Origin of the sequence: Sphingobium amiense, from assembly GCF_003967075.1 — a bacterium.
In the GTDB taxonomy this organism is placed as follows: Bacteria; Pseudomonadota; Alphaproteobacteria; order Sphingomonadales; family Sphingomonadaceae; genus Sphingobium; species Sphingobium amiense.
This window is the reverse complement of sequence record NZ_AP018664.1, coordinates 1,833,467-1,855,706: the sequence shown is the minus strand read 5'-3', so window position 1 is coordinate 1,855,706 and position 22,240 is coordinate 1,833,467. Positions and strand designations below refer to the sequence as shown.

At 64.3% G+C, this 22,240-nt stretch carries 21 protein-coding genes; 19 read left to right on the top strand and 2 right to left on the bottom strand.

Annotation, left to right across the window (positions count from 1 at the left end):
• Nucleotides 1–5: 5 nt before the first annotated feature.
• The 11 genes from SAMIE_RS08980 to SAMIE_RS08930 all read left to right on the top strand — a co-directional run bounded on the left by SAMIE_RS08980 (nucleotide 6) and on the right by SAMIE_RS08930 (nucleotide 12,901).
• Nucleotides 6–800, top strand: coding sequence for an SDR family NAD(P)-dependent oxidoreductase (locus SAMIE_RS08980; protein WP_066700181.1), 795 nt, complete (start codon nucleotides 6–8; stop codon nucleotides 798–800).
• Between the two features lie 10 nt (nucleotides 801–810).
• Nucleotides 811–2,853: a 3-hydroxyacyl-CoA dehydrogenase NAD-binding domain-containing protein gene (locus SAMIE_RS08975; protein ID WP_066700254.1), complete on the top strand. Its 2,043-nt coding sequence runs from the start codon at nucleotides 811–813 to the stop codon at nucleotides 2,851–2,853.
• Complete coding sequence (locus tag SAMIE_RS08970; RefSeq protein WP_066700176.1) at nucleotides 2,850–3,302, top strand: MaoC family dehydratase; 453 nt, start codon at nucleotides 2,850–2,852, stop codon at nucleotides 3,300–3,302. Before SAMIE_RS08975 ends, SAMIE_RS08970 begins: the two co-directional genes overlap by 4 nt.
• 29 nt (nucleotides 3,303–3,331) lie before the next feature.
• Entirely contained in the window at nucleotides 3,332–4,504 is a 1,173-nt protein-coding gene (locus SAMIE_RS08965; protein ID WP_066700174.1) for an acetyl-CoA C-acyltransferase, read from the top strand.
• Nucleotides 4,504–5,511 (top strand): NADPH:quinone oxidoreductase family protein, encoded by a 1,008-nt coding sequence (locus SAMIE_RS08960; RefSeq protein ID WP_066700172.1) that lies wholly within the window; start codon nucleotides 4,504–4,506, stop codon nucleotides 5,509–5,511. Before SAMIE_RS08965 ends, SAMIE_RS08960 begins: the two co-directional genes overlap by 1 nt.
• A complete protein-coding gene (locus SAMIE_RS08955; protein WP_066700171.1) occupies nucleotides 5,511–6,698 on the top strand; it encodes an MFS transporter in 1,188 nt (395 codons plus the stop codon). The genes SAMIE_RS08960 and SAMIE_RS08955 overlap by 1 nt, the downstream gene beginning before the upstream one ends.
• Complete coding sequence (locus SAMIE_RS08950; RefSeq protein WP_066700169.1) at nucleotides 6,695–7,720, top strand: NADP-dependent oxidoreductase; 1,026 nt, start codon at nucleotides 6,695–6,697, stop codon at nucleotides 7,718–7,720. Before SAMIE_RS08955 ends, SAMIE_RS08950 begins: the two co-directional genes overlap by 4 nt.
• A 59-nt stretch (nucleotides 7,721–7,779) precedes the next feature.
• Complete coding sequence (locus SAMIE_RS08945; RefSeq protein WP_066700168.1) at nucleotides 7,780–8,670, top strand: SDR family NAD(P)-dependent oxidoreductase; 891 nt, start codon at nucleotides 7,780–7,782, stop codon at nucleotides 8,668–8,670.
• Between the two features lie 15 nt (nucleotides 8,671–8,685).
• A complete protein-coding gene (locus SAMIE_RS23605; protein ID WP_083952454.1) occupies nucleotides 8,686–11,166 on the top strand; it encodes a CaiB/BaiF CoA-transferase family protein in 2,481 nt (826 codons plus the stop codon).
• Nucleotides 11,167–11,180: 14 nt separating this feature from the next.
• Complete coding sequence (locus tag SAMIE_RS08935) at nucleotides 11,181–11,810, top strand: glutathione S-transferase family protein (RefSeq protein ID WP_066700163.1); 630 nt, start codon at nucleotides 11,181–11,183, stop codon at nucleotides 11,808–11,810.
• Between the two features lie 119 nt (nucleotides 11,811–11,929).
• A complete protein-coding gene (locus tag SAMIE_RS08930; protein WP_066700161.1) occupies nucleotides 11,930–12,901 on the top strand; it encodes an NAD(P)H-dependent flavin oxidoreductase in 972 nt (323 codons plus the stop codon).
• 53 nt (nucleotides 12,902–12,954) lie between these two features.
• On the opposite strand, the gene SAMIE_RS08925 is transcribed toward SAMIE_RS08930, so the two are convergent.
• Both SAMIE_RS08925 and SAMIE_RS08920 read right to left on the bottom strand, forming a co-directional pair.
• Nucleotides 12,955–14,739 carry a CocE/NonD family hydrolase gene (locus tag SAMIE_RS08925; RefSeq protein WP_126516790.1) on the bottom strand — a complete coding sequence of 595 codons (1,785 nt, stop codon included), beginning with the start codon at nucleotides 14,737–14,739 and terminating at the stop codon, nucleotides 12,955–12,957.
• Between the two features lie 166 nt (nucleotides 14,740–14,905).
• Complete coding sequence (locus tag SAMIE_RS08920) at nucleotides 14,906–17,158, bottom strand: TonB-dependent receptor (RefSeq protein WP_083952453.1); 2,253 nt, start codon at nucleotides 17,156–17,158, stop codon at nucleotides 14,906–14,908.
• A 417-nt stretch (nucleotides 17,159–17,575) separates the two neighbouring features.
• Between SAMIE_RS08920 and SAMIE_RS08915 the strand changes: the two genes are divergently transcribed.
• The 8 genes from SAMIE_RS08915 to SAMIE_RS08880 all read left to right on the top strand — a co-directional run bounded on the left by SAMIE_RS08915 (nucleotide 17,576) and on the right by SAMIE_RS08880 (nucleotide 22,239).
• The gene (locus tag SAMIE_RS08915; RefSeq protein WP_066700250.1) at nucleotides 17,576–18,148 is read left to right on the top strand and encodes a DUF1643 domain-containing protein; all 573 of its coding nucleotides are present in this window, start codon (nucleotides 17,576–17,578) and stop codon (nucleotides 18,146–18,148) included.
• Between the two features lie 144 nt (nucleotides 18,149–18,292).
• Nucleotides 18,293–19,342, top strand: a complete 1,050-nt coding sequence (locus tag SAMIE_RS08910; protein ID WP_066700155.1) for a hypothetical protein — start codon at nucleotides 18,293–18,295, stop codon at nucleotides 19,340–19,342.
• Nucleotides 19,332–19,565, top strand: a complete 234-nt coding sequence (locus tag SAMIE_RS08905; protein ID WP_126516789.1) for a hypothetical protein — start codon at nucleotides 19,332–19,334, stop codon at nucleotides 19,563–19,565. Before SAMIE_RS08910 ends, SAMIE_RS08905 begins: the two co-directional genes overlap by 11 nt.
• The gene (locus SAMIE_RS08900) at nucleotides 19,562–19,942 is read left to right on the top strand and encodes a hypothetical protein (protein WP_066700153.1); all 381 of its coding nucleotides are present in this window, start codon (nucleotides 19,562–19,564) and stop codon (nucleotides 19,940–19,942) included. The genes SAMIE_RS08905 and SAMIE_RS08900 overlap by 4 nt, the downstream gene beginning before the upstream one ends.
• A 508-nt stretch (nucleotides 19,943–20,450) precedes the next feature.
• Entirely contained in the window at nucleotides 20,451–21,017 is a 567-nt protein-coding gene (locus tag SAMIE_RS08895) for a hypothetical protein (protein WP_126516788.1), read from the top strand.
• A 300-nt stretch (nucleotides 21,018–21,317) separates the two neighbouring features.
• Complete coding sequence (locus SAMIE_RS08890; protein ID WP_066700150.1) at nucleotides 21,318–21,578, top strand: hypothetical protein; 261 nt, start codon at nucleotides 21,318–21,320, stop codon at nucleotides 21,576–21,578.
• Nucleotides 21,579–21,582: 4 nt separating this feature from the next.
• Nucleotides 21,583–21,945, top strand: a complete 363-nt coding sequence (locus tag SAMIE_RS08885; protein ID WP_066700147.1) for a hypothetical protein — start codon at nucleotides 21,583–21,585, stop codon at nucleotides 21,943–21,945.
• Between the two features lie 9 nt (nucleotides 21,946–21,954).
• Entirely contained in the window at nucleotides 21,955–22,239 is a 285-nt protein-coding gene (locus SAMIE_RS08880; RefSeq protein ID WP_066700145.1) for a hypothetical protein, read from the top strand.
• Nucleotide 22,240: the final 1 nt, after the last annotated feature.

The following is a 22,240-nucleotide window of genomic DNA, read 5'->3' as shown; positions in this document are numbered from 1 at the left end:
AAAGCATGGGGCGCTTCAAGGACAAGGTCGTGGCCATTACCGGCGCGGCTTCCGGCATCGGGGCGGCGGCGACCAATCTGTTCGCCAGCGAAGGCGCGCGGGTGGTCGCTTTCGATACAAGCCCGGCGCTGGCGGACAGCTTTGCCGGAAATGACGCCATCGCCACCATGCAGGGCGACGCGGGCCGCGAGGAGGATGTGCTGGCGATGTTGGCCCTGGCCACGAGCCGTTTCGGCGGGGTCGATGTCGTCTGCGCCAATGCGGGCGTGACGGGGGGCGAAGCGGGGCTGTTCGACCAGAGCGTCGAAAGCTGGGAACAGGTGCTGCGCATCAACCTGATCGGTCCGTTTCTGGCTGTGCGGCATGGCGCGAAGGCCATGCTGGATAGCGGCAGGACCGGCGCCATCGTGTGCACCGCATCGGTCGCCGCGCTGCGCGCGGGGGCGGGCGGCCCGGCCTATTCGGCGTCGAAGGCGGGCGTCGTGAACCTCGTCCAGATCGCCGCGCAGCAGCTTTCCGGATCGGGTATCCGCGTCAACGCGGTCTGCCCCGGTCTGATCGAAAGCGGCATGACCAGAGACCTCTACGATAAGGCGCGCGCCAAGGGGCGGGAAGGCTCCATCGGCAAGCTCAACCCGCTGCGGCGCGGGGGACGTCCTGCCGAAATCGCGCGGGCCATCGCTTTCCTTGCATCGGACGAGGCCAGCTACGTCAACGGGCACGCCCTCGTCGTCGATGCAGGACTTTCGACTTCTCACCCCTTCGCCCGGCCCAGCGCCCTGGGCGAGACCATTTTTTGAGAGAGATATGATGATCGAAACGCAACGCCATGGCACCGTCCTCACAATCCGGATCGGCAATCCGCCCGTCAACGCCCTGTCGGAAGATGTGCGGCGCGGCATCTATCAGGCTATAGACGCGGCCCAGAGCGATGACGGTGTGTCCGCCATCGTGATCCACGGGGCAGGGCGGATGTTCAGCGCGGGCGCAGACATCACCGAATTCGGCAAGCCGCTCGCCGAGCCGGGCCTCGCGGTGGTGATCGACGCCATCGAAGCCAGCGCCAAGCCGGTCGTCGCCGCCATCCATGGTTCCGCGCTCGGCGGCGGGCTGGAGGTGGCGCTGGGCGCGCATTATCGCGTCGCGACCGCGAGCGCGAAGCTCGGCCTGCCGGAAGTCGCGCTGGGCCTGCTGCCCGGTGCGGGCGGCACCCAGCGGCTCCCCCGCCTTGTCGGCATCCCCGCCGCGCTCGACATGATCGTGTCGGGCAGCCCGATTTCCGGCACGAAGGCGCTGGACATCGGTCTGGTGGATAAGGTCGTGCCGGAAGCGAGTCTGGTTGAAGACGCCATCGCCTATGCCGCCACACTCGATGCGCCGCGTCCGACCGGGACGCGCGCCGTTTCCTTCGAGGGGGGCGAGTTCGAGCGGTTCGCGGAACAGAATGCGCGCAAGATCAAGGGGCTGGATGCACCGCAGGCCTGCATCGAGGCGGTCCGGGCGGCGACTAGCCTGCCGCTCGCCGAGGGGCAGGAAAAGGAACGCAGCCTTTTCCACACGCTCATGGGGGGGGCGCAGTCGAAGGCGCTGCGCCATGCCTTCTTCGCCGAGCGCGCCGCCGCAAAGATCGACGGCCTGCCCAAGGATGTCGCGCTGCGGCCCATCGAAAAGGTCGGCGTGATCGGTGCGGGCACGATGGGCGGCGGGATTTCCATGAATTTCCTGTCTGCCGGGATTCCGGTCACCATCGTCGAAATGGTGCAGGAAGCGCTCGATCGCGGCACCGGCCTGATGCGGAAAAATTATGAGGCCACCGCCGCCAAGGGGCGCATGACCAGCGCCCAGGTCGAAGGCGCGCTGGCGCTGCTGACGCCGACGCTGGATTTCAACGCCCTGTCTGAATGCGACCTCATCATCGAGGCCGTTTATGAAAATATGGACGTGAAGAAGGAGATTTTCGCGCGGCTGGACGGCATCGCCAAGCCGGGCGCGATCCTCGCGTCCAACACATCCTACCTGTCGGTCGATGAAATCGCGCAGGCGACCAAGCGGCCGGAGGACGTTGTCGGGCTGCACTTCTTCTCGCCCGCCAATATCATGAAGCTGGTCGAGGTGGTACGCGGCGAGAAGACCGCGCCGGACGTGCTGGCGACGGGCATGGCGACCGCGCGCAAGATCGGCAAGGTGCCGGTCGTGTCGGGCGTCTGCTTCGGCTTCATCGGCAACCGGATGCTGGACCCCCGGCTGGAGGGCGCGATGGAGATGCTGCTGGAGGGCGCGACGCCCGACCAGATCGACCGCGTGTCGGTCGCCTTCGGCATGCCGATGGGACCGTTGCAGATGATCGACCTCGCCGGGGTCGACATCGGCTGGCACCGCGACCCCACCCGCATCGAAAGCCTGCGCGACGCGCTCAACGCCGTGGGCCGCTGGGGCCAGAAGGCGGGCGGCGGCTTCTATGATTATGACGAGAAGCGCCGTCATCTTCCCTCCCCCGTCGCGAGCGGGATCATCGACGATTATCGCGCGAAGGCCGGGGTCACGCCGCGCGCCATTTCCGACGAGGAAATCATGGTCCGCACCATGCATGTCATGGTGAATGAAGGGGCCAAGATCCTGAGCGAAGGGATCGCTCAGCGCTCGTCGGACGTCGATGTCGTCTGGATCTACGGCTATGGCTGGCCGCGTCACACCGGCGGACCGATGTTCTGGGCGGAGCAGGTCGGCCTTGCCAAGATCGTCGCGGATCTGGAACGCTATGCGGACCGGCTGGGCGAGGGCTTCTCGCTGTCACCGCTCCTGGCCGAAGCGGCGCGCAGCGGCCGGTCGCTCGACGAGGCCAGGGCCGGATGAGCGACATGCTGGCGCGCTTGCAGGCCGACAGGGGAGTCACGCACCATTCGGACTGGTTGACGGTCGATCAGGCGATGATCGACCGGTTCGCCGATGCGACGATGGACTGGCAGCATATCCATGTCGATCCGGAGCGGGCGCGCGAAACCCGCTTCGGCGGCACCATCGCGCACGGCTTTCTGGTGCTGTCGCTGCTTTCCTATCTGGAGGAGAAGACCACCGCGGCGCGGCTGCCGGATATGAAGGTGGGCGTGAACTACGGCTTCGATCGCGTGCGCTTCGTGTCGCCGGTCAGGGCGGGCAGCCGCATCCGCTCGGTGTCGACGCTCAGGAGCGTGAAAGAGAAGAACCCCGGCCATTTCGAACAGACGCAGGACATCTGCGTGGAAGTCGAAGGGCAGGAAAAGCCCGCCGTCGTCGCGACGTGGGTAACCCAGTTTTTTGTGTGACCCCAAAGGGTCTGCCTAGGAGATTGAACATGCAGGACGCCGTTATCGTGTCAGCCGCGCGGACCCCCATCGGGCGCGCCTATCGCGGCGCCTTCAATGCGACGCCATCGCCGACGCTCGCCGCGCATGCGATCCGGGCGGCGGTGGCCCGCGCCGGCATCGACCCGGCTGAGGTCGACGATGTGCTGCTGGGCGCATCGTTGCAGCAGGGCTATCAGTCCACCATCGGACGGACGGCGGCGATGCGTGCCGGGCTGCCGGTCACAGTCGCGGGCATGTCGCTCGACCGGCAATGCGCTTCGGGCCTCATGACCATCGCCACGGCGGCCAAGCAGATCATGGTCGACCGGATGAAGGTGATCGTCGCGGGCGGCGTCGAATCCATTTCGCTGGTGCAGACCGAAGCGCTCCGGATCGACGAAGATCCCGAACTGGTGGCGATGGTGCCCGACATGTTCATGCCCATGCTGCAAACCGCCGAAACCGTCGCGCGCCGTTATGGCATCGGGCGGGAGCGGCAGGACGCCTACGCGCTGCGGTCGCAGCAGCGCACGGCTGCGGCGCAGCAGAATGGCGCGTTCGACGACGAGATCGTGCCGGTCGAGGCGACCATGACGGTGCGCGACAAGGCCACCGGGGCGGTATCGTCGCAGCTTATCACGCTGACCAAGGATGAGGGCGCCCGTCCCGAAACCACCGCCGAAGGGCTGGCTGCGCTCAGGACCGTGGTCGACGGCGGAACCGTCACTGCGGGCAATGCGAGCCAGTTGTCCGATGGCGCGGCCGCTGTCGTCGTCATGGACGCGGGCCTCGCCGCCGAGCGCGGGCTGCGTCCGCTGGGCCGCTATGTCGGCATGGCGGTGGCAGGCACCGAGCCGGATGAAATGGGCATCGGCCCGGTGTTCGCCATTCCCAAGCTGCTCCAGCGCTTCGGCCTGACCATGGACGACATCGGCCTCTGGGAACTCAACGAGGCCTTCGCCGTGCAGGTCATCTACTGTCAGGACAAGCTGGGCATCCCGGAAGACCGGCTGAACGTGAATGGCGGGGCGATCTCCATCGGTCATCCCTATGGCATGTCGGGCGCGCGTCTGGTTGCGCACGCGCTGATTGAGGGACGCCGCCGGGGCGCGCGCTATGTCGTCGTGACGATGTGCGTCGGGGGCGGCATGGGCGCTGCCGGTCTGTTCGAGGTTCTGTGATGAAAGCTCTGCTTTCCGTCGATCCGGGCGGTCCGGAATCGCTGACGCTGTCGGAAGTCCCTATTCCCGATCCGGGGCCGGGCCAGTTGCGCGTGCGCGTGCTGGCCTGCGGCATCAACTATCCTGACGTTCTCATCATCGAGGACAAATATCAGTTCAAGCCGCAACGGCCCTTCGCGCCGGGTGTCGAGGTTTCGGGCATCGTCGATGCGGTGGGCGAGGGCGTGGCGGGCTGGAAGCCGGGCGACAGCCTGATCGCGACGCTGGCGCAATCGAACGGCGGGCTGGCCGAATATGCCGTGTTCGATGCGGCCGACGCGTTCAAGATCCCCGATGGGCAAGACCCCGTTGCGGCTGCCGGGCTTCTGCTCACCTACGCGACGACGATCCATGCGCTTGCAGATCGCGGCAATCTGGCCGCTGGCGAGACGCTGCTCGTGCTCGGGGCGGCGGGTGGCGTCGGGCTGGCGGCGATCGAAATCGGCAAGGTCATGGGCGCGCGCGTCGTGGCCGCCGTGTCCAGCGAGGAAAAGGCGCAGGTTGTCCTTGCCGCCGGAGCCGACGACGTGATGGTCTATGGCCGAGCGCCGTTCGACAGGGATCAGGCGCGCGCTCTGGGACTGGCGTTCAAGGAGCGGGTGGGACCGGAAGGCGCGCATGTCATCTACGATCCTGTGGGCGGCGACTATGCCGAACCGGCGCTCCGCTGCATCGCGTGGGAAGGGCGCTATCTGGTCGTGGGCTTCCCGGCCGGAATACCGAAGATCCCGCTCAATCTGCCGCTGCTCAAATCCTGCGACATTCGCGGCATCTTCTGGGGCGGCTTCGCCAAGCGCGCGCCGGATCATAACCGGCGCAACATCCTGCAACTGATCGACTGGTGGACGGCGGGCCGCATCACGCCCCGGATCGACCAGATCTTCCCGCTCGAACGCGGCGGCGAGGCCATTGCCCGGCTGGCGAGCCGGTCGGCGGTCGGAAAAGTCATCGTGACGATCGGCGCGTGATGAACGGCGACGCCGCCCTGCCCACGTCTGCGCCCCGAGCGATCGGCGTTCTGCCGGTGATGTCCATCGTCCTGACAGGGCTGGCGAGCGCCGCCATCATCGTGGCCATGCCGGGGCTGCTTGCGGGTATGTCCACGACTATCGGGCTGACCGACAGCCAGATCGCGCTCATCACTTCTTCGGAAATGGTCGGAACGACGGCGACGACCCTTTTCGTGGCGGCATGGCTGAGCCGGATCGACCGGCGCAAGGCGGCCCTTGTCGGACTGGTTCTCATCCTGTCGGTGAACCTGCTTTCCGCTTACGCCACGGCCTTCACGACGCTGATTGTCGCTCGCTTCATCGCGGGTCTGGCGGCGGGCGCGCTTCAGGGCATCCTGTCCGCAAGCATCGCGGCGACGCCGATACCGGACCGTATCTTTGCGATCTATCTGACGGCAAATCTGACCGCGACAACGGTCATGCTGGCCCTTTTGAGCCAGCTCAACGCCATCGGGCATCCGCAATGGCTGTTCATGTCTGTTGTCACGCTGGCGACGCTCGCCATTCTGCTGCTTCGCTGGCTGCCCGCAGGCGTCGCGGCGCATCGGCCGACGGATGCGAAAGGTGCAAAGCCTGCCCGAGGCTATGGCCTGTCCGCGCTGCTCGGGACGTTCATCCTGCTGATCGGCGTCGGCCTGACCTGGCCGCTGGTCGGGGTGCTGGGGCTGGACCGCGCCATGTCGGGCGAAGCGGTCGCCCGCGCTCTGTCCTTCGCGACCGTTGGCGGCATTGCCGCGAGCGTTCTGGTGTCGGCCATGGGGGACAGGGCCGGGCGGCGGCTGCCCATATCAGCGGGCGCCGCGGGCCTGTGCATCGCCGTTCTGATCTTCATGCTGGACGGCGGGCGGGCGAGTTTTACGGCGGCGGCTTTCGTCTACATGTTCTGCTGGATACTGATCCTCCCCTATTGCGCCGGGCTGGTCGCCACGCTCGATCCCAGCGGCCGCCTGTCCGTCCTTTGGGTGACGATGCAGTTCGCGGGCCTCGCCATCGGGCCGATCATTGCCGCCGGGCTGCTGCTGTCGTCGGCCGATCTGCCTTTTTACGGCTCTCTCATTTGCTTCGGCATTGCCGCTGCGCTGACCCTCTATGCCGAGCGCGGATCGCGTTCGGCCCCTGCAATTCTGGAGAATGGTTCGTCATGACAAGCACATATCGGGCGTGGACGCTGGTCAAGCGGGCTGAAGGCCTCCCCAGCAGCGATCTGTTCGAACTGCGCGATTTCGAAAGCGCTCCGCTGGCCGACGGCGAGGTGCGCGTCCGGAACGAATGGCTGACGGTCGGTCCGGCCATGCGGGTGCGGATGTCGGCGGAAACGCGCGGCTATCTCGCGCCCTACGGGCTGGGCGATCCCATTCCGGGCTGGGCCGTGGGCGAAGTGATCGAATCGCGATCCGCAGACTTCAAACCCGGCGACCGGGCGATGCACCAGTTCGGCATGCGCGATTACGGGCAGGGACCGGCGTCCGCCTTTGAAAAGCTGCCTGCCTCCGGCGCGCCCGAACATTATCTGAACGCCATGGGGTCGACCGGCTTCGTCGCCTATTATGGACTGTTCGAAATTGCGAAAGCCAAGGCCGGAGAGACGCTGTTCGTGTCGGCCGCGGCGGGCGCGGTCGGCAGCACCGCGGTGCAGATCGGCAAGGCGATCGGCCTGCGGATCGTCGGTTCGGCCGGGGGCAGCGCCAAGGGCGAGCGGCTGAAGGAAATCGGCGCCGACGCCGTGATTGATTACAAGACTCCCGGATCGCTGGAGGACAAGCTGGCGGCGGCGGCTCCGCAGGGCATCGACATCTATCTCGACAATGTGGGTGGCGAGCATCTCGACGCCGCGCTGGCGAATGCGAACCCCAATGCCCGGTTCGCGATCAGCGGGATGATCGGCAGCTATAATCAGGAGCGCGCATCCGACACGATGCACCACCTCAACCGCATCGTGACGCAGCGGATCACCATTCAGGGCTACCTGCCCTATGCCGACCGCGCCGACCTGCTGGATGCTTTCCGCGAACGGATGTCCGCTTGGATCGCGGACGGGACCGTGCGTCCGTGGCAGGAAGTTCGCGACGGGCTGGAGAGCGTTCCCCAGGCCATCGAGGATCTGTTCGCCGGCGGTTTTTCGGGCAAGCCCCTCATTCGTCTCAACACCGAAGATGCGCGGCCTTGACGGGCGCGGCTCCTTCGCGCTCCGCAGGCAGCGGAGCCAGCCATCGAAAGGATGACTTCATGACAGCCCCCCTCATTTCGCTTTCCGGGCGTGTCGCTCTCGTGACCGGCGCCGGTCAGGGTCTGGGCCGCGCCCACGCTCTCGCGCTGGCCCGGCACGGCGCCATGGTCGCGGTCAACGACCTGTCCCGGAAGGACGCCGAAGCGGTCGTGCAGGACATCGTCGCCGCCGGCGGACAGGCGATGGCCTGTGCCGCCAACGTCGCCGATTGCGAAAGCGTGACCGCAATGATCGAGGGGATCGTGGCGCAATGGGGACGAGTGGACATCCTCGTCAACAATGCCGGAATCCTGCGCGACCGCACCTTCGCCAAATCGACCATCGAGGATTTCCGGGCGGTGATGGAGGTGAACCTGATGGGGTCGGTCCACTGCACGCACGCCGTCTGGAACCTGATGCGGGAACAGGGATATGGGCGGATCGTCTTCACCACATCCTCGTCGGGCCTCTATGGCAATTTCGGTCAGGCGAATTACAGCGCGGCCAAAATGGCGCTGGTCGGCCTGATGCAGACGCTGGCGATCGAGGGCGAGCGCTACGGCATCCGCGTCAACAGCCTCGCCCCCAGTGCTGCCACCGGCATGACCAGCGGCCTTTACGACAGCGGCGACCTCGCCCGTCTGGGCAGCGACATGGTCGCTCCGGCGGTCGTTGCGCTGAGCGCCGAAGACGCGCCGACGCGAGCCATTGTGCTCGCGGGCGCGGGGCGGTTCGCGCGGGCGCATGTCACGATGACCAAGGGTGCCTATCTGATCGGCGAAGAGGATATGGCAGGGTCGATCCTTTCGCAGATGGACAGGATCGGCGACCGGGCGGGCGAGCATGTGCCGGCGTCTGGCCCGGAACAGCACCGCATGGAGGTGTCCGGACTGCAAGAACTCGTCCGGTAAACGCCGTTGGCGCATATGGGGGGATATGGCGAAGGCTTTCTGAAGCCCTACAGGGTGATCGACCTGACCGATCATCGGGGGCTTCTCGCCGGGCATATGCTGGCGCAGATGGGCGCGGACGTCGTGCAGGTGGAACCCCCGGAGGGGAACGCCGCCCGGCGGCTCGCGCCGTTCGCGCCGGACTGGCCGGAAGGGGAGCGATCCCTGTTCTGGGCCACCTACGCCGCGGGCAAGCGCTCCATCGTCGCCGATCCGGGCCACGACGGGGCGCTGTGGGATCGGCTGCTGCAATCGGCGGACATGTTGATCGAATCCCGCGCTCCTGCGCAGGGGCGTCCGGTCTGGCTCGATCCGGGGGCGCTGGCCGAACGCTATCCGCACCTCATCCATATTTCGATCACGCCGTTCGGGCTGGAAGGCCCGAAGCATGACTGGCCGGACAGCGAAATCACGCTTTGGGCGGCGGGCGGTCCCCTGTTGCTGACGCGCGACCATGACGACCGTCCGTTGCGCATCAGCGTCCCGCAGGCCTATCTCCACGCCGGGGCGACCGCCGTCAGCGCTGCCCTGATCGCGCTGGCCGACCGCACGCATACGGGTCTTGGCCAGCATGTCGATCTGGCGGTCGTGCAGACGCTGCCGCAGTGCACGCTGGGCGCGGTGCTCGCCGAAGGGGTGGGGCATGCCGATTTCGTGCCGCGCAGAAAGGCGGGGGACGAACATGTCGTGGACCTGAGCGGCAGCGGTTCGATCACGCGCAAGTCGAAATGGACCGTTTCGGACGGGCTGGCGGAAATGCATCTCGGCATCGGACCAGCCGCCGGTCCCGCGTCCAACAAGCTGATGACATGGATGCGCGACGAGGGCTGGTTCCACCCCATATTTAGCAACTGGGACTGGAGCGGCCTTCACGAGAAGATCATCGCCGGGGACGTCAGCGAGGCCGATCTCGATGCCGTTCGGGCGTGGGTGCAATCCTTCCTCGCCACGCGGCACAAGGACGAACTGGTCGGCGTCGCGATGGAACGCGGGGTGCGCATAGCGCCGATCCTGACGGTGGCCGATCTGGCCGAAAGCGCTCAGTTTGCGGCGCGCGATTTCATTCAGACCATCGACGGTCCCTTCGGCCCCTACAGGATGCCGGGCGCTTTTGCCCGAGGCTGTCCTGAAGGATTTGTGCAGCCTCGGCCCGCGCCTCGGCTGGGCGAGCACGACGCGGAAGTTCGGGAAGAGTGGCTGGAGGAAAGTCTGTCGCTGCCTTGTTCCGCCGTGCAGGGCGGAGCGAGCGGGCGACCTCTCGGCGATCTCCGGGTGCTCGACCTCGCATGGGTGGTGGCCGGTCCCCTGATCGGGCGCACGCTGGCGGATTTCGGCGCGACGGTGGTGCGGGTGGAATCGTCGCGCCGGGTCGAAACCGCGCGCGTCATGGGGCCGTTTCCGGGTGGCCGCTATGATGTGCAGCAGTCCGCGCTGTTCGAAACCTGCAATGCCGGGAAGCTCGGGCTGTCGCTCGACCTGTCGAAGGAGGCGGCGCGTGAGGTGGTTCGCGATCTCGTCCGGTGGGCGGATGTTCTGGTTGAGTCCTTCACGCCCGGCCAGATGGCGAAATGGAACCTGTCCTATGAAGAGCTGAGCGCCATCAACCCCCGGCTGGTGATGGTGAGCACGTCGCTGTCGGGTCAGGACGGTCCCGACGCGCGCTATTCCGGTTATGGCAACCATGGCGCGGCCCTGTCGGGCTTTCAGTATATCGTCGGCGCGCCGGGCGGGCCTCTGGTCGGCCCCTATGGTCCCTATACCGACTTCGTGGCCCCGCGCTTCGGTCTGGCGGCGCTGCTGGCTGCGCTGGATCATCGGCGGCGGACGGGGAAGGGATGCCATCTTGACATTTCGCAGGTCGAAGCGGGCGTGCAGTTTCTCGCGCCGCAGATCGCGGCCAGTTCCGTCACGGGCGAGATACAGGGGGCGGTGGGCAATCGCGATGCGCTGATGGCGCCCCATGGCGTATTCCGCGCGGCGGGGGACGATCAGTGGATCGCGCTCGCCGTCGAGGATGACGGGCAATGGCGCGATCTCGCCCGGCTGATGGGTGGCGCCGAGCTGGAGCAGGACCAGCGCTTCGCCACCGCCCCGTCCCGACGCGTGCATGTCGAGGCGCTGGAGGCGATTGTCGAGGCGTGGACGGCAGGGCGGGAAGTGGAGTGGCTGGAGCAGAGCCTGCGTGAGCGCGGCATTCCCGCTCATCGGGTCCAGTCCATCTATGGCATGGGCGCCGATCCGCAGATGCAGGCGCGCGGGCATCTGATCCGCATCGACCATCCCCTGTCCGGCACGGCGACGATCGAGGCCGTGCCGTTCCGCCTGTCGCGAACGCCCGCGCGCTACGATGTCTGCGCGCCGCCATATGGCCGGGACAATGATCGCGTGCTGCGCGGGATATTGGGTTATGGCGAGGATCGGCTGGAGGCTCTGGCGGCGGCGGATGCGCTGGTCTGAGCAAAGGAGGGGACGTGATCGAACTCTATCACTGCGATGGTGCGCGGTCGTTTCGTGCACTGTGGATGCTGGAAGAGCTGGGTTTGGACTACAGGTTGCGCATGCTGCCTTTTCCGCCCCGGTTTCTCGCGCGCGACTATCTGGAGATCAATCCGCTCGGCACCGTTCCGTTCATGATCGTGGACGGAACGGGGATGAGCGAATCCGCCGCCATCGCGCAATATCTGGCGGACACGCATCCTGAAGCGGGGCTGTCGGTCGCGCCTTCCGACCCTGCCTATGCCGATTATCTCAACTTCCTGCACATGGGAGAGGCGACGCTCACCTTCCCGCAGACGCTGTATTTCCGATATACGATGCTGGAGCCGACCGAGCGCCGCAATCCGCAGGTGGCGGAAGATTACAAGCGCTGGTTCCTCAAACGGCTGGAAGCCGCGATGGGGATGATCGACGGGCGGGACCATGCATGCGCCGGCCGGTTTACGGCGGCCGATATATCAGTCGGCTACGCCATCAAGTTCGCGGAGGCGCTGGGCCTTGTCGACGATCTCCCGCAGGCGGCGGTCGAGTATTTTCGGAAACTCGAAGCGCGCCCGGCCTATGGGCGGGCGATCACGGTCGAACGGGACAATGCCGTGGAATGACCGGAGGGGCGGGCGCGCCTTTCACACACCCAAATTGCGACCATGCGGTTGCGCGATAGGGTCATGGCGGGAACGGTCGGTCGCCATTACCACTCGTCGCAAAGGTTCAGGAAATTTCAATGCAGACACGCATCACTGAGTTGTTCGGTATTCAATATCCCATCGTTCAGGGCGGCATGCATTTCGTCGGCAAGGCTGAACTGGCGGCGGCTGTTTCGGACGCGGGCGGGCTTGGCATATTGACGGCACTGACGCAGCGGACGCCAGCAGATCTGGCGGCGGAAATCGACCGGTGCCGCGCCATGACCGACAAGCCGTTCGGCGTGAACCTGACCTTCCTGCCTGTGGTGAACGCGCCCGACTATCCGGGCTATGTGAAGGTCATCTGCGACAAGGGCATTCCGGTCGTGGAAACCGCGGGCAACAATCCCGTCGAGCATCTGCCCACGCTCAAGGCGGCGGGCGTCAAGATCATCCACAAATGCACGTCGATCCGGCATGCGCTCAAGGCGCAGGACATCGGATGCGACGCGGTCAGCGTCGACGGTTTCGAATGCGGCGGGCACCCCGGCGAGGATGATGTGCCGGGCCTCATCCTGCTGCCGCTGGCGGCGAAAGCGCTTTCCGTTCCCTTCATCGCATCGGGCGGTATGGCGGACGGCAGGTCGCTCGTCGCCGCGCTTGCGCTGGGCGCGGACGGCATGAATCTGGGCACGCGCTTCGTCGCGACGCAGGAAGCGCCGGTGCACGAGCGGGTCAAGCAGGCCATCGTGCAGGCCGGGGAGCGGGACACGCGCCTCATCATGCGGCCGCTCAGGAACACCGAGCGGGTGCTGCGCAACCCTGCCGTCGATCAGGTGATCGAGAAGGAGCGGGCGCTGGGCGACAGCATCCGGTTCGAGGACATCGCCGAGGAAGTGGCGGGTGTCTATTACCGCATCATGGTCGATGGCGAGGTCGATGCGGGAGCATGGAGCTGCGGCATGGTCGCGGGCCTGATCGACGACATCCCGACCGTCAGGCAGCTTATCGACCGTATCGTCGCGGAGGCGAAGGCGATCGTCACGCAGCGGCTGGCGGCGGTCTTCTGATCGCATTGCGAGCGCCGCTCCGCCGGGGAGGGCGCTCGGACAGGGGCGGGGGGTCAGCCTGCCGCCGGGATGACCGGCAGCAGGATGCGCGACGGATGCACTTCGTCATGGAGCACCTGCTGATGCGCGACCCGTGCATCTGCCAGCGTGCCGCTCCATTCGTCCCAGATGTTGAGATTTCGCGCCCAGCGCGGGAAGCAACTGCTGGTGACATCCACCTGTAGCCGGTGCCCCGCCTTGAAAAGGTTGCTGGTCGGCAGAAGCTCGATGCGCAGCAGATAGGGCTTGCCGGGTTCCAGCGGCGCGGCCGGACGGGTGGGGTCGTCGGGATTGTCGCGATAGCGGGCGCGGAGGATGCCATCGGTGATGAGGCGCGCTGTGCCGTCGGGATGCACATCCACCAGCCGGGCGACGAAGTCGGTATCGACCACGTCGGTCTTCACCCACAGTTCGACAAATGGCGTCCCGGTGACTTCGATGTCCTGATCGAGAATGTCGGATTTATAGACCAGTATGTCGTCGCGCTTTTCGATCACATTCTGGTCGCTGCCGCCCGGAACGCAGCTTACCCCGAATACTGCGCCGCCGCGCGTGGGCACGGGGTTGGCAGGATCGTAGACGAAAGCGTCCTCCGGCGCGCCGCCCTTGACCGGCTGCGGCGTCAGGGCGCCGTCGCCCCCGCTCGTATTGGCTCGTCCGCCGCTGGACAGATACCAGGGCGTGACGACCGTCCGCGAGATCGGCCATTCCTGTTCGTCGCGCCACCTGTCCGCGCCCATGACCCAGATTTTGACGGGCGCTTCTGCATTTTCTTCCTCATCCAGCGAGGAAAAATAGCGTGCAGCAGCGCCCATATGGCCGAAGGGGTTGAGCGCCTGAATGGCGGCGGAGCCGGGCGAAATCTGTTCGCCGGTCATCTTTCCCTGCGGATGATGCGCCCATGGGCCGACGATCAGACGACTTTTCTGCCGCGCGACCTCGCTGCCGCCCTTCGAACGCATACCGACGAACTGGTCGATCGAACCCCGGATGAATATGTCATACCAGCCCGCGACGACCAGCGCGGGGACGGTGATATTCCCATAGTCGTTCGACCGGACGCTTGCCTTCATCGACGGATCGTTCGCGCCGTTCCTGAGCAGATCGAAAAGCTGCGCGCCCTGAATGCTCTCCGCCACAGGTGCGAACCGGTCGAGCGGGAGATGGTCGTAGCCATCCCGCGCCAGCGCTTCGAGCCACCCGGCCGCGCGCGTGACGGCTTCCGCTTTCGCCTCGGGAGAGTCCCAGTCCCGGCGCATCAACGCCTCCACGCCCAGCATGGTCCACCAGTAGCCGTTCAGTTCCAGCTCGAAGACGCCGCCGGAGTAGATGAAGGATCGGGTGAAGTGGCCGACCGGCACGATGGGATGGATCGCCCGGAGCGAGGGTGGCCGTTCCGCCGCCGCCGCCCACTGCACGAAGCCGAGGTAAGACGGGCCGCTCATATGGACGCGACCGTCGGAATAGGGGAGGGAGGCGGCCCATTCCACGGCTTCCGCGCCGTCCTGCCCTTCATCGACCCAGGGCTGGAAATCGGCCTTTCCGTCCGACGTGCCGCGTCCACGAACATCCTGAACGATGGTGACATAGCCGTGGCGCGCGCCATGCGTGAGGTCGGTCGTGAAGCCCGGCGCCACCGCCTTGCCATAGGGCGTGCGTGCGAGAATGACGGGCCAGCGCCCTTCACCTGCGGGCCGCGCGATGTCGGCGCGAAGCACGGTCCCGTCGCTTAATGTGCACGGAACGTCATAATGGATGACCACGTCCTTCGGAGCGGTAGCCGGATCAAAGGACGACATGGTCGCGCGCACTCCAGAAATGCATTTCGTTTCGCCGGTCCGGTTTGAGGGCGGATCGACAGCTTCCTATTCGGGCCTCTTAAAACAGAGGCATTCTGGCCGGCAAAGCATGCTTCGCCGGCCAGAATTTCTTGTTTCATCCTTCCGGTCGGACGTGCAGGCCCGACTAGAAGTGATAGCCCACCGACATGCCCACCTGACGTCCCGGCTGATACTGGCCGAGCGCGAGCGAGCCGATGATCGAGGACACGACGATGACGTTGCCCTTCACCTGTTCGTTGGTCACGTTCTTGACGAAGAGACTGCCGGTCAGACGGCCATTGTCGCTTTCATAATTCAGGAACACGTTGAGCTTGCCCACCGCCTTCTGCGCCGAAATGGGCAGGTTGAACTCGGTGAAATAGACGCGCGACTTCCAGTCGTAGCGAGCGCCCAGCGTGACCTTTCCGGTGGAGGTCGCGATGTCGTAGTAACCGCCGAGGCTGCTCGTATATTTGGGCGACTGCGGCAGGGCGTTGCCCGAAAGGTCGAGCGAGCAGGGGACATTGCCCACCCCGGTGCCCGGATCGCACGTATTGGGCCGGGACGAGTCCGCAGTCCGGAACTGGTCGAACGACGCGTTGAGGTAGGCGGCCGACCATTCGATGCGGAACGGATCGGCCAGGCGCAGCGAGGTTTCCAGTTCGACACCATAAACCGTGGCCTTCGCCGCGTTGGTGACGGAGGAGGAGACGCCGACGATCTGGTTCACCTGCAGGTCGTCATACTTCATGTAGAAGGCAGCAAGATTGGCCTGCAGGGCGTGGTTGAGGAAGTTGCCCTTCAGGCCCGCTTCATAGTTGGCGTTGGTTTCAGGACGGAAGGACGGCGCCAGCGTCCCTGCGGAATAGCCGCCGCCCTTGAAGCCCGTCGAATATTTGAGATAGCCGTCGAGCGTCTGGCTGAATGCGTATGACGCGCCGACTTCGTAAGTCAGCCGGTCCCACTTCGACGAGGACGACTGAAGCGCCCCGCCGTTGATGAAGTTGTTATACTGGACGATGGATTTCTTGTCCTTGGTGTAGCGCAGACCGGCGAACAGCTTGAAGTCCGGCGTGAAGGCATATTGGGCGCGCCCGAATGCCGCATAGGACGTCGTGATGAGCGGAACCGCGCCACCGAACACCGTGATATCGTAGAGGGTGACGCCGCCGCCCAGCGGAGCTTCCGCGATGGGAACCTGAATCGCCTGTTCCAGATGCTCGCGGAAATAGTTGACGCCGAAGAGATAGGTGAACGGCTTGGCGTTGTCGGACGTGTAGATCAGTTCGTTGTAGGTCTGGCGCGCGGTGTTCTTGAAGGATGCATAGGTATCCTCCGCCGCGGTGCCGTCGCCGTCCGATACGTTCAGCAGCTTCGAATCGGCGTAGGAGAACAGCGCCTTCAGGTTTCCGCCGCCCAGCGCCCAGTTCATCGTGAGGTTGGCGTTGAAGGAGTGAACCCGGCGATAGTTGATGTTCGCGAACACTTCCCGTTTGGCGACACTGCCGCGCGACTGGCCGACCAGAATCGAGGGCAGCGGAATGGTCGGATCGGGCGTCCCTTCCAGAAAGCTCGCGGGGCCGTTGGAATCGTCATTGGCATATTCGACCAGAACGCGCGCATTGAACGTGTCCGACGGCTCCCATTTCACCTGCCCGCGGATGGACTGGTTCTTCGCGTCGTCCAGACGGTTCGGCCCATTGGGGAGAAGGTTGCGCGTGAAGCCGCGATTATAGGTTTGCTGCGCCGCGACGCGGCCGGTCAGCGTGCCCGATTCGTTGAGCGCACCGTTGATGAAGCCCGAAATCTGGAACAGGGCCGGGTCGACGCCCGCCGTCAGGTCGAAGCCATAATGGGTCTCTGCGGTCGGCTCGTTCGGGACCACGTTGATGACGCCGCCGGTGGCGTTGCGTCCGAACAGCGTGCCCTGCGGCCCGCGAAGAATTTCCACACGCGCAAGGTCGAGGAAGGTGGCGAGGGTCAGCGACGGCTGGCCGATATAGACGCCGTCGGAATGGATCGCGACGCCCGAATCCTGACCTGCGTTGATCTGCTGGTTGCCGATGCCGCGAATGGTGATGTTGGACGAGTTGTAGCTGTTGCCGATCTGGATGTTCGGGCTGGGTCCGACGAGATCGGTGAGGCTCTTCGTCTGGGCGGCTTCGAGCTTCTGCCCGGCATAGGCGGACACGGCGATCGGCGTTTTGCGCACGGTGTCGCTGCGGCGGGAAGCGGTGACGATGATTTCACCGAGGCTTTGCGACGACAGATCCTGAGCAGACCGCGCGGTCTTCGCCGCTGGTTCACTGGCAGGCTGCGTCGCCGATGTGTCGGCCTGAGCCAGTGCGGCGTGCGAGACGCATGTTCCGCAGATGGCAATGAGCAATCGGTAGCGCAATGTCCCCTCCTTTATTGTTGCCGCGACCTTTTAGTGGCTCTCCCCGGCTCCTTGGAATGATGCTTCGTTGCAAAGTGGGGGTGTTAATTTCTCGCACTCGGGAATGCCGAAACGCAGCGTTCCGCAGCGTTATGCCGGCGCGCCGGAGGGCAAGACACGCGATGTCCGCCGTGGCGCCGAGCATCAAGTAAGGGAGGGTGACTCATCGGGTCGTCGTGAGGCGCCATCGGATGACGGTTGCGCGAATGATCAAACGACAGCGCTGCGGAAAGTGGCTCCCCGAGTAGGGGAAGAGAAATTGAGGTTTTCTGCGGTTTTCCGAATGCCGCACCCTTGAAATCGGCCCACGTATTCCTGCCGAGTCCCGCGGCCAATGCCGCACCCAGAATTGAGGTCGCCTGAGACGTGGATGGCGGCGTGAACAAGCCATTCGGCACCGACCTGTTCGGCAATGACACGATGCAGCGGACTGCAATTTTCGTTGGCGAGGAGCGCATCGAGCTCGGCCGCCGGTGGGGACCGGGGCCGATAGCGTGTGTAATCGGCTGCAACCCGTCGATGGCCGACGGCCAGAAGGATGATCCCACCTCCCTATGGTGGAACGCGTGGTTCCAGCTGTTCGGCTTCGGCGGCTATCGTGCGGTCAACCTCTACCCCTTCTGCACCTCGAGCCCGGCTGAGTGCCGGAAGCGTGCCGACTGGCATCTGACCGACGACTGGTATGCGCGGGACCAGCTGATCATGACGAACCTCCCGCACGTCGCGAAGGTCGCGAAGGAGTGCGCTCAGGTGTTCGTATGCTGGGGCAACATCGCATGGGACGAGACGTGGATCGAGCATGTCATTGAAGAGGTGCAAGGCGGCGAGGAGCCGTGGCCGGATCTTTGGTGCTGGGGCACGACGAAAAGCGGTGCACCGACGCACCCGATGGCGCGGGGCAGGTATCGTATTCCGCGCGACCAGAAGCCGATCCTCTGGCGGCCAGCATGAAGCCCAGCCCGCCACCCGGCGATCAACAGCGCTGTTCATGCCCCGAGTGCATCGCCGGCGACAATCTACCCCCTCAGTATCAAGGATGGCCCGGCGCCTACCAGTTGAGCCTGTTCCTCCCGAGAAAGACGAAAGGACGGAAAGATGACGGATAGCTTGGAAGCGGCGCTAGAGGAGATGAAACGCGCCGTCGCCATATGCGCTGCTAAGGGCGGCCAGAGCCATGGCATGACACTTGACCAGGTCGAGGTTGAAGCGCTGGCCGCTTATTTTGAGCGCGAGAAAGCGGCGATGACCGGCGCATCAACCGATGCTGCCCCTGTTGCTGGAGTGTCGGCCGATCTGCTGACGAAGGCGGTTGGCGACATTACCGCCGCCCTGATTATGGCGGGGCAGCAAAACAAGGTGAGCGAGTGGACTGCGCCATACGTCGCCGCGATCAACGAACATGACGCACACCCGCCTGTTCCCGATGCTGCTGGGGAGGATGCAGCCCTGCTTGCAGATGCAAACTCATGGTATTCGCAAGAGCAGACGGATGAGATCGCGCGGATTATCGCAGAAGGTTATCATGGTCATCCATGGTGGTGGAAGGACGTATTTGATGACGGTGCGGACCAAACGGCCGCACGCCTGCGCGAAGAGGATTGCTCGGTAGCGAACAACGTTATTGCCGCCCTCGCACAACCGCCCGCTGCCGAGCCTGTCAAGGCAATCGCGCTAGGCCGCAAGCTGGACGCGGAAGATGGGGGCTATCCCGCGCCCGCTGCCGAGCCTGCGCCTGCCACTTTTGCTAACGTAACTGTCAGTCATGGACCATGCCAGCATCGCTGGGCACACGCTCCTACGGTCGGATATTACCAGTGCATCGACTGCCTCGAGCGCCATGAGCATGGCAGCGACATGTATCGCCAGATTGAGGCGTCGTTCGCAACCGGCAACGGAGGGGAGGGGCGGTCACTCACAGTTCCGGTTCTCAATCCGATCTACGCGGAAGATCACCCATTGCTTGCGCCGATCATCGAAAAGCGCGCCCGTGCCGCTGGCAATTTCTCACCCGAGTTTTCCGGCCAACGTGGCGAGGATTTTGACCGGGGCCTGCTGTGCGCCTTTGAGGCGGTGAACGGCGAATTGCAGCGCATGACCACCGCCCTCGCGTCGAAGCCGGGCGGGGAGGGTGACGATGGGGAGTGAGACTTGCAGATACTGCGGCGGTGCCAAGCGTATCCGCATCGTGTCGCCCGTGTCCGATCATGCGGAAGCGGACTGCTGGTGCGTCAAGGAAGCCGCAATCCGCGCCGACGAACGGGAGCGGTGCGCGAAGGTGGCGGAGCGTCACCATATCGCGGCTCCGAGTTGGTCAAGAACCATCGCCCAAGCAATCCGCACCAACCCTGAGATAGGACGGGAAGAATGAGCGAGGCATCCAAGGCACCGGTGCCGGAAACCTTCGAAGGCCTGCGGCGGCAAAACTCCGCAATGCGATCTCTCCTCGCGACGCAAGAAGAGATCATGGCTGGCCTGACAGAGAAAGGCCGTCAGTATCAGGAGGCGATCACGACGCTTGATAGCGAGCGGCAGGCCAACGAAATCCTCACGGCTGAGAATATCGCACTCTCTGCTGAGGTGGAGGCTTTTCGGGCGATGCTGGAGCAGGCATGGCGCGACGGCTTTCAGAACGCTCGCAACTGTCTTGCAGATGATAACGCCTTCGAACTGACCGAGGATGTCGAAGAAGACGCTTGGCTGGATAGCGTTACCCGAACCCTCCTCAACAAGGAACCCGCGCGATGAAGATGGTGGAGAAGGTCAGTGCCCGATTCGTTGCATTATCCCAAGTTGTCAGCGGATGAGACCTTAGCGTTCGTTTTGCGTGGCAAGGCCCAATTTATTTTTTATTTGGTCAAACCCTCTTGCCTTTTTCAAGGTGCAGGAAAGTCCGTGCGTTGCTTGAAATTCGGCGACAAGCTGAGTCACTCCATCGACGAACCGAGTCCCTGAAGCTTCATTTACCCTCTTGCGCGTTGGCTGGGCTATGGCACTATCTGTGGTATCGGGTCAGCAGGGGTTACCCTACAGATCAGATCCCCAAGGACTTTCCACTGTTCTGGGAGGCAGCGAAGAGGTCGATGCCTGGCTGGCACGTCGTACCCTTCCATAAGGTTCGTCGACATCATCGATCTCTTCGCTGCTCATCATATTGACGAAGAGCATATGCTCTTGCAATGCGATTTTTCGGTCTAGACCGGCTTCGGTGATCGTCTCGCCGCATTAACCCAGCAGACCCTCGTAAATTCGTGCGATGGTCGCTTCGACGATCGCTGCGATGATCTTCGTGCATCATTCTAAGTCGACGTCGATGCTTCGGTCGGGCTACGATCACGTCGACAGTCGAGGAGTTGCGATGCCGTACAATGTTGACTTCCGTTTGCCGGTGCACCGCGCGATCCATCGTCCAGCATCAGCGGCACCCAAGGGCAGCCTGATCCTTCCTGTCCTGGGGGCAAGCGGGTTCGTCTGTTGGCGCCCGGTTGAGGCTGGAAAGGCGCCGCCAATAATGGTTGTGGAGTGGACGACATATTCGGCGCACCCGCTTGAAGGAAATGTCGCGGACGAACCCTGTCTGGTTTTTGAGGAACCAGAGATCCGGCTCGATCCTGCGACAGCCTTCGATCCGAGAGACAAGGGAGCGCGGGATGTCGGCGACATTGTCACCAACGGAGACACCGTCATGATTTCGGCCTGGACGGCGGAACAGGAGTTGAAGAGCTTCCTCCTCCGGGCGGGTAAGTCGACAGATCCGATGGTCGCCTACAAGGGCTGGGACGTCGTCGTCGAAGGGCAGCACATTTTCACCAAGCTGCCTTAAGACCATATCCACACCATCGCGCACAATCGAAGCGCTCCGGTGCATATCCGGGGCGCTTTTTTTCATGTCCGAAGATCAAGAAATGATCAAGAAGTCGAAGTTCTAACAATCGGACATGTTGAAGTGCCGGTGACGAGTTAAAAATGGGGTTTTCCACCGCTTAACCGTCCAGCCCGTTCTGGGTAGGACCCGCGTTTTTACTGTTGCAGGCCGTCCTCTGTTCTGTCTTTCTAAATGTGCAACGCAGCGATGCGGAGCGCTGGCCCGGCAAGGGCACTTGAACAGAACGGAACAAACGACATGCGCAACGCTATGCTCTTCATCTCCACTGTATCGCTCGCAATCATAGCGGGCGGCACGCTTGAAGCCTCCTATCAGGACGGCATCGTCGGCCACGCCATTGCGGCCAAGCCCGCCACCGAAACCACTTATTCCCTCGTGCAGAACGTGAAGGAAGGCGACGGCTGGCATGCCTACGTCCGCGACTATGGCATGACGCTGGAGGACTGCACCGCCGCTATGCACGGCATGCGCTTCACTGGCTGCGAAGCGGAGGGCTAAGGCCATGACCCGCGAAGCAACCTACGCCGCCTTTGACCGCGCTTTCGCCAACGTCAGCGCCTATGTCATCCTCCACAGTGGCGCCGCAATCGGCCGCGTCGCCTTTAAGCACGGCGCATCTGTGCAGTGCTATGCGCAGATATGGGGTGGCGACATGCAGCGCGGCACGGCGGGTGGTGGCGGCTATGACCGCGCCACGGCTGCGGCCGAGCAGGCGTTCTCGCGGATGAGCGAAGATAGCGCGACCCGTGACGATGCTGCCAACCATATCATCGCCCTACAGTCAGCATTGGCCGGTTCGGATGGCAAGCGCTGGGCGCTGTGTATCGAGGATGCCGGCTACACTGTTCAGCATGTGTTCGGGTGAGGGGATTATATGGCTCACATCATCACCGCCCAGCACATCGAGCGCGTGGCCTCTACCTATGAGGGCGGGGCGTTCAGCCTAACCGACGCGACCTATCGCGCCTCCGGTGCCCATCGCGCGCCTTTCGGGATGGATTATGCAATCCGTGCATTTATCCGCGAGGCACTTTGTCCCGGCGAATACCGAAATGACGGTGCCCGCATCAACGAAACCGCAGACGAGCGCCTATCGCGTCTCGGAAACGATGGCGCGGCGCGAGAGCTTCGCGCTCTGGCTCAACGTATGGAGGCCTGAC

Bases quoted from the DNA above. Each gene is read 5' to 3' on its own strand.
- SAMIE_RS08980 (WP_066700181.1), top strand. From the start codon at position 6: ATGGGGCGCTTCAAGGACAAGGTCGTGGCCATTACCGGCGCGGCTTCC.
- SAMIE_RS08975 (WP_066700254.1), top strand. From the start codon at position 811: ATGATCGAAACGCAACGCCATGGCACCGTCCTCACAATCCGGATCGGC.
- SAMIE_RS08970 (WP_066700176.1), top strand. From the start codon at position 2,850: ATGAGCGACATGCTGGCGCGCTTGCAGGCCGACAGGGGAGTCACGCAC.
- SAMIE_RS08965 (WP_066700174.1), top strand. From the start codon at position 3,332: ATGCAGGACGCCGTTATCGTGTCAGCCGCGCGGACCCCCATCGGGCGC.
- SAMIE_RS08960 (WP_066700172.1), top strand. From the start codon at position 4,504: ATGAAAGCTCTGCTTTCCGTCGATCCGGGCGGTCCGGAATCGCTGACG.
- SAMIE_RS08955 (WP_066700171.1), top strand. From the start codon at position 5,511: ATGAACGGCGACGCCGCCCTGCCCACGTCTGCGCCCCGAGCGATCGGC.
- SAMIE_RS08950 (WP_066700169.1), top strand. From the start codon at position 6,695: ATGACAAGCACATATCGGGCGTGGACGCTGGTCAAGCGGGCTGAAGGC.
- SAMIE_RS08945 (WP_066700168.1), top strand. From the start codon at position 7,780: ATGACAGCCCCCCTCATTTCGCTTTCCGGGCGTGTCGCTCTCGTGACC.
- SAMIE_RS23605 (WP_083952454.1), top strand. From the start codon at position 8,686: ATGGGGGGATATGGCGAAGGCTTTCTGAAGCCCTACAGGGTGATCGAC.
- SAMIE_RS08930 (WP_066700161.1), top strand. From the start codon at position 11,930: ATGCAGACACGCATCACTGAGTTGTTCGGTATTCAATATCCCATCGTT.
- SAMIE_RS08925 (WP_126516790.1), bottom strand. From the start codon at position 14,739: ATGTCGTCCTTTGATCCGGCTACCGCTCCGAAGGACGTGGTCATCCAT.
- SAMIE_RS08910 (WP_066700155.1), top strand. From the start codon at position 18,293: ATGACGGATAGCTTGGAAGCGGCGCTAGAGGAGATGAAACGCGCCGTC.
- SAMIE_RS08905 (WP_126516789.1), top strand. From the start codon at position 19,332: ATGGGGAGTGAGACTTGCAGATACTGCGGCGGTGCCAAGCGTATCCGC.
- SAMIE_RS08900 (WP_066700153.1), top strand. From the start codon at position 19,562: ATGAGCGAGGCATCCAAGGCACCGGTGCCGGAAACCTTCGAAGGCCTG.
- SAMIE_RS08895 (WP_126516788.1), top strand. From the start codon at position 20,451: ATGGTCGCTTCGACGATCGCTGCGATGATCTTCGTGCATCATTCTAAG.
- SAMIE_RS08890 (WP_066700150.1), top strand. From the start codon at position 21,318: ATGCGCAACGCTATGCTCTTCATCTCCACTGTATCGCTCGCAATCATA.
- SAMIE_RS08885 (WP_066700147.1), top strand. From the start codon at position 21,583: ATGACCCGCGAAGCAACCTACGCCGCCTTTGACCGCGCTTTCGCCAAC.
- SAMIE_RS08880 (WP_066700145.1), top strand. From the start codon at position 21,955: ATGGCTCACATCATCACCGCCCAGCACATCGAGCGCGTGGCCTCTACC.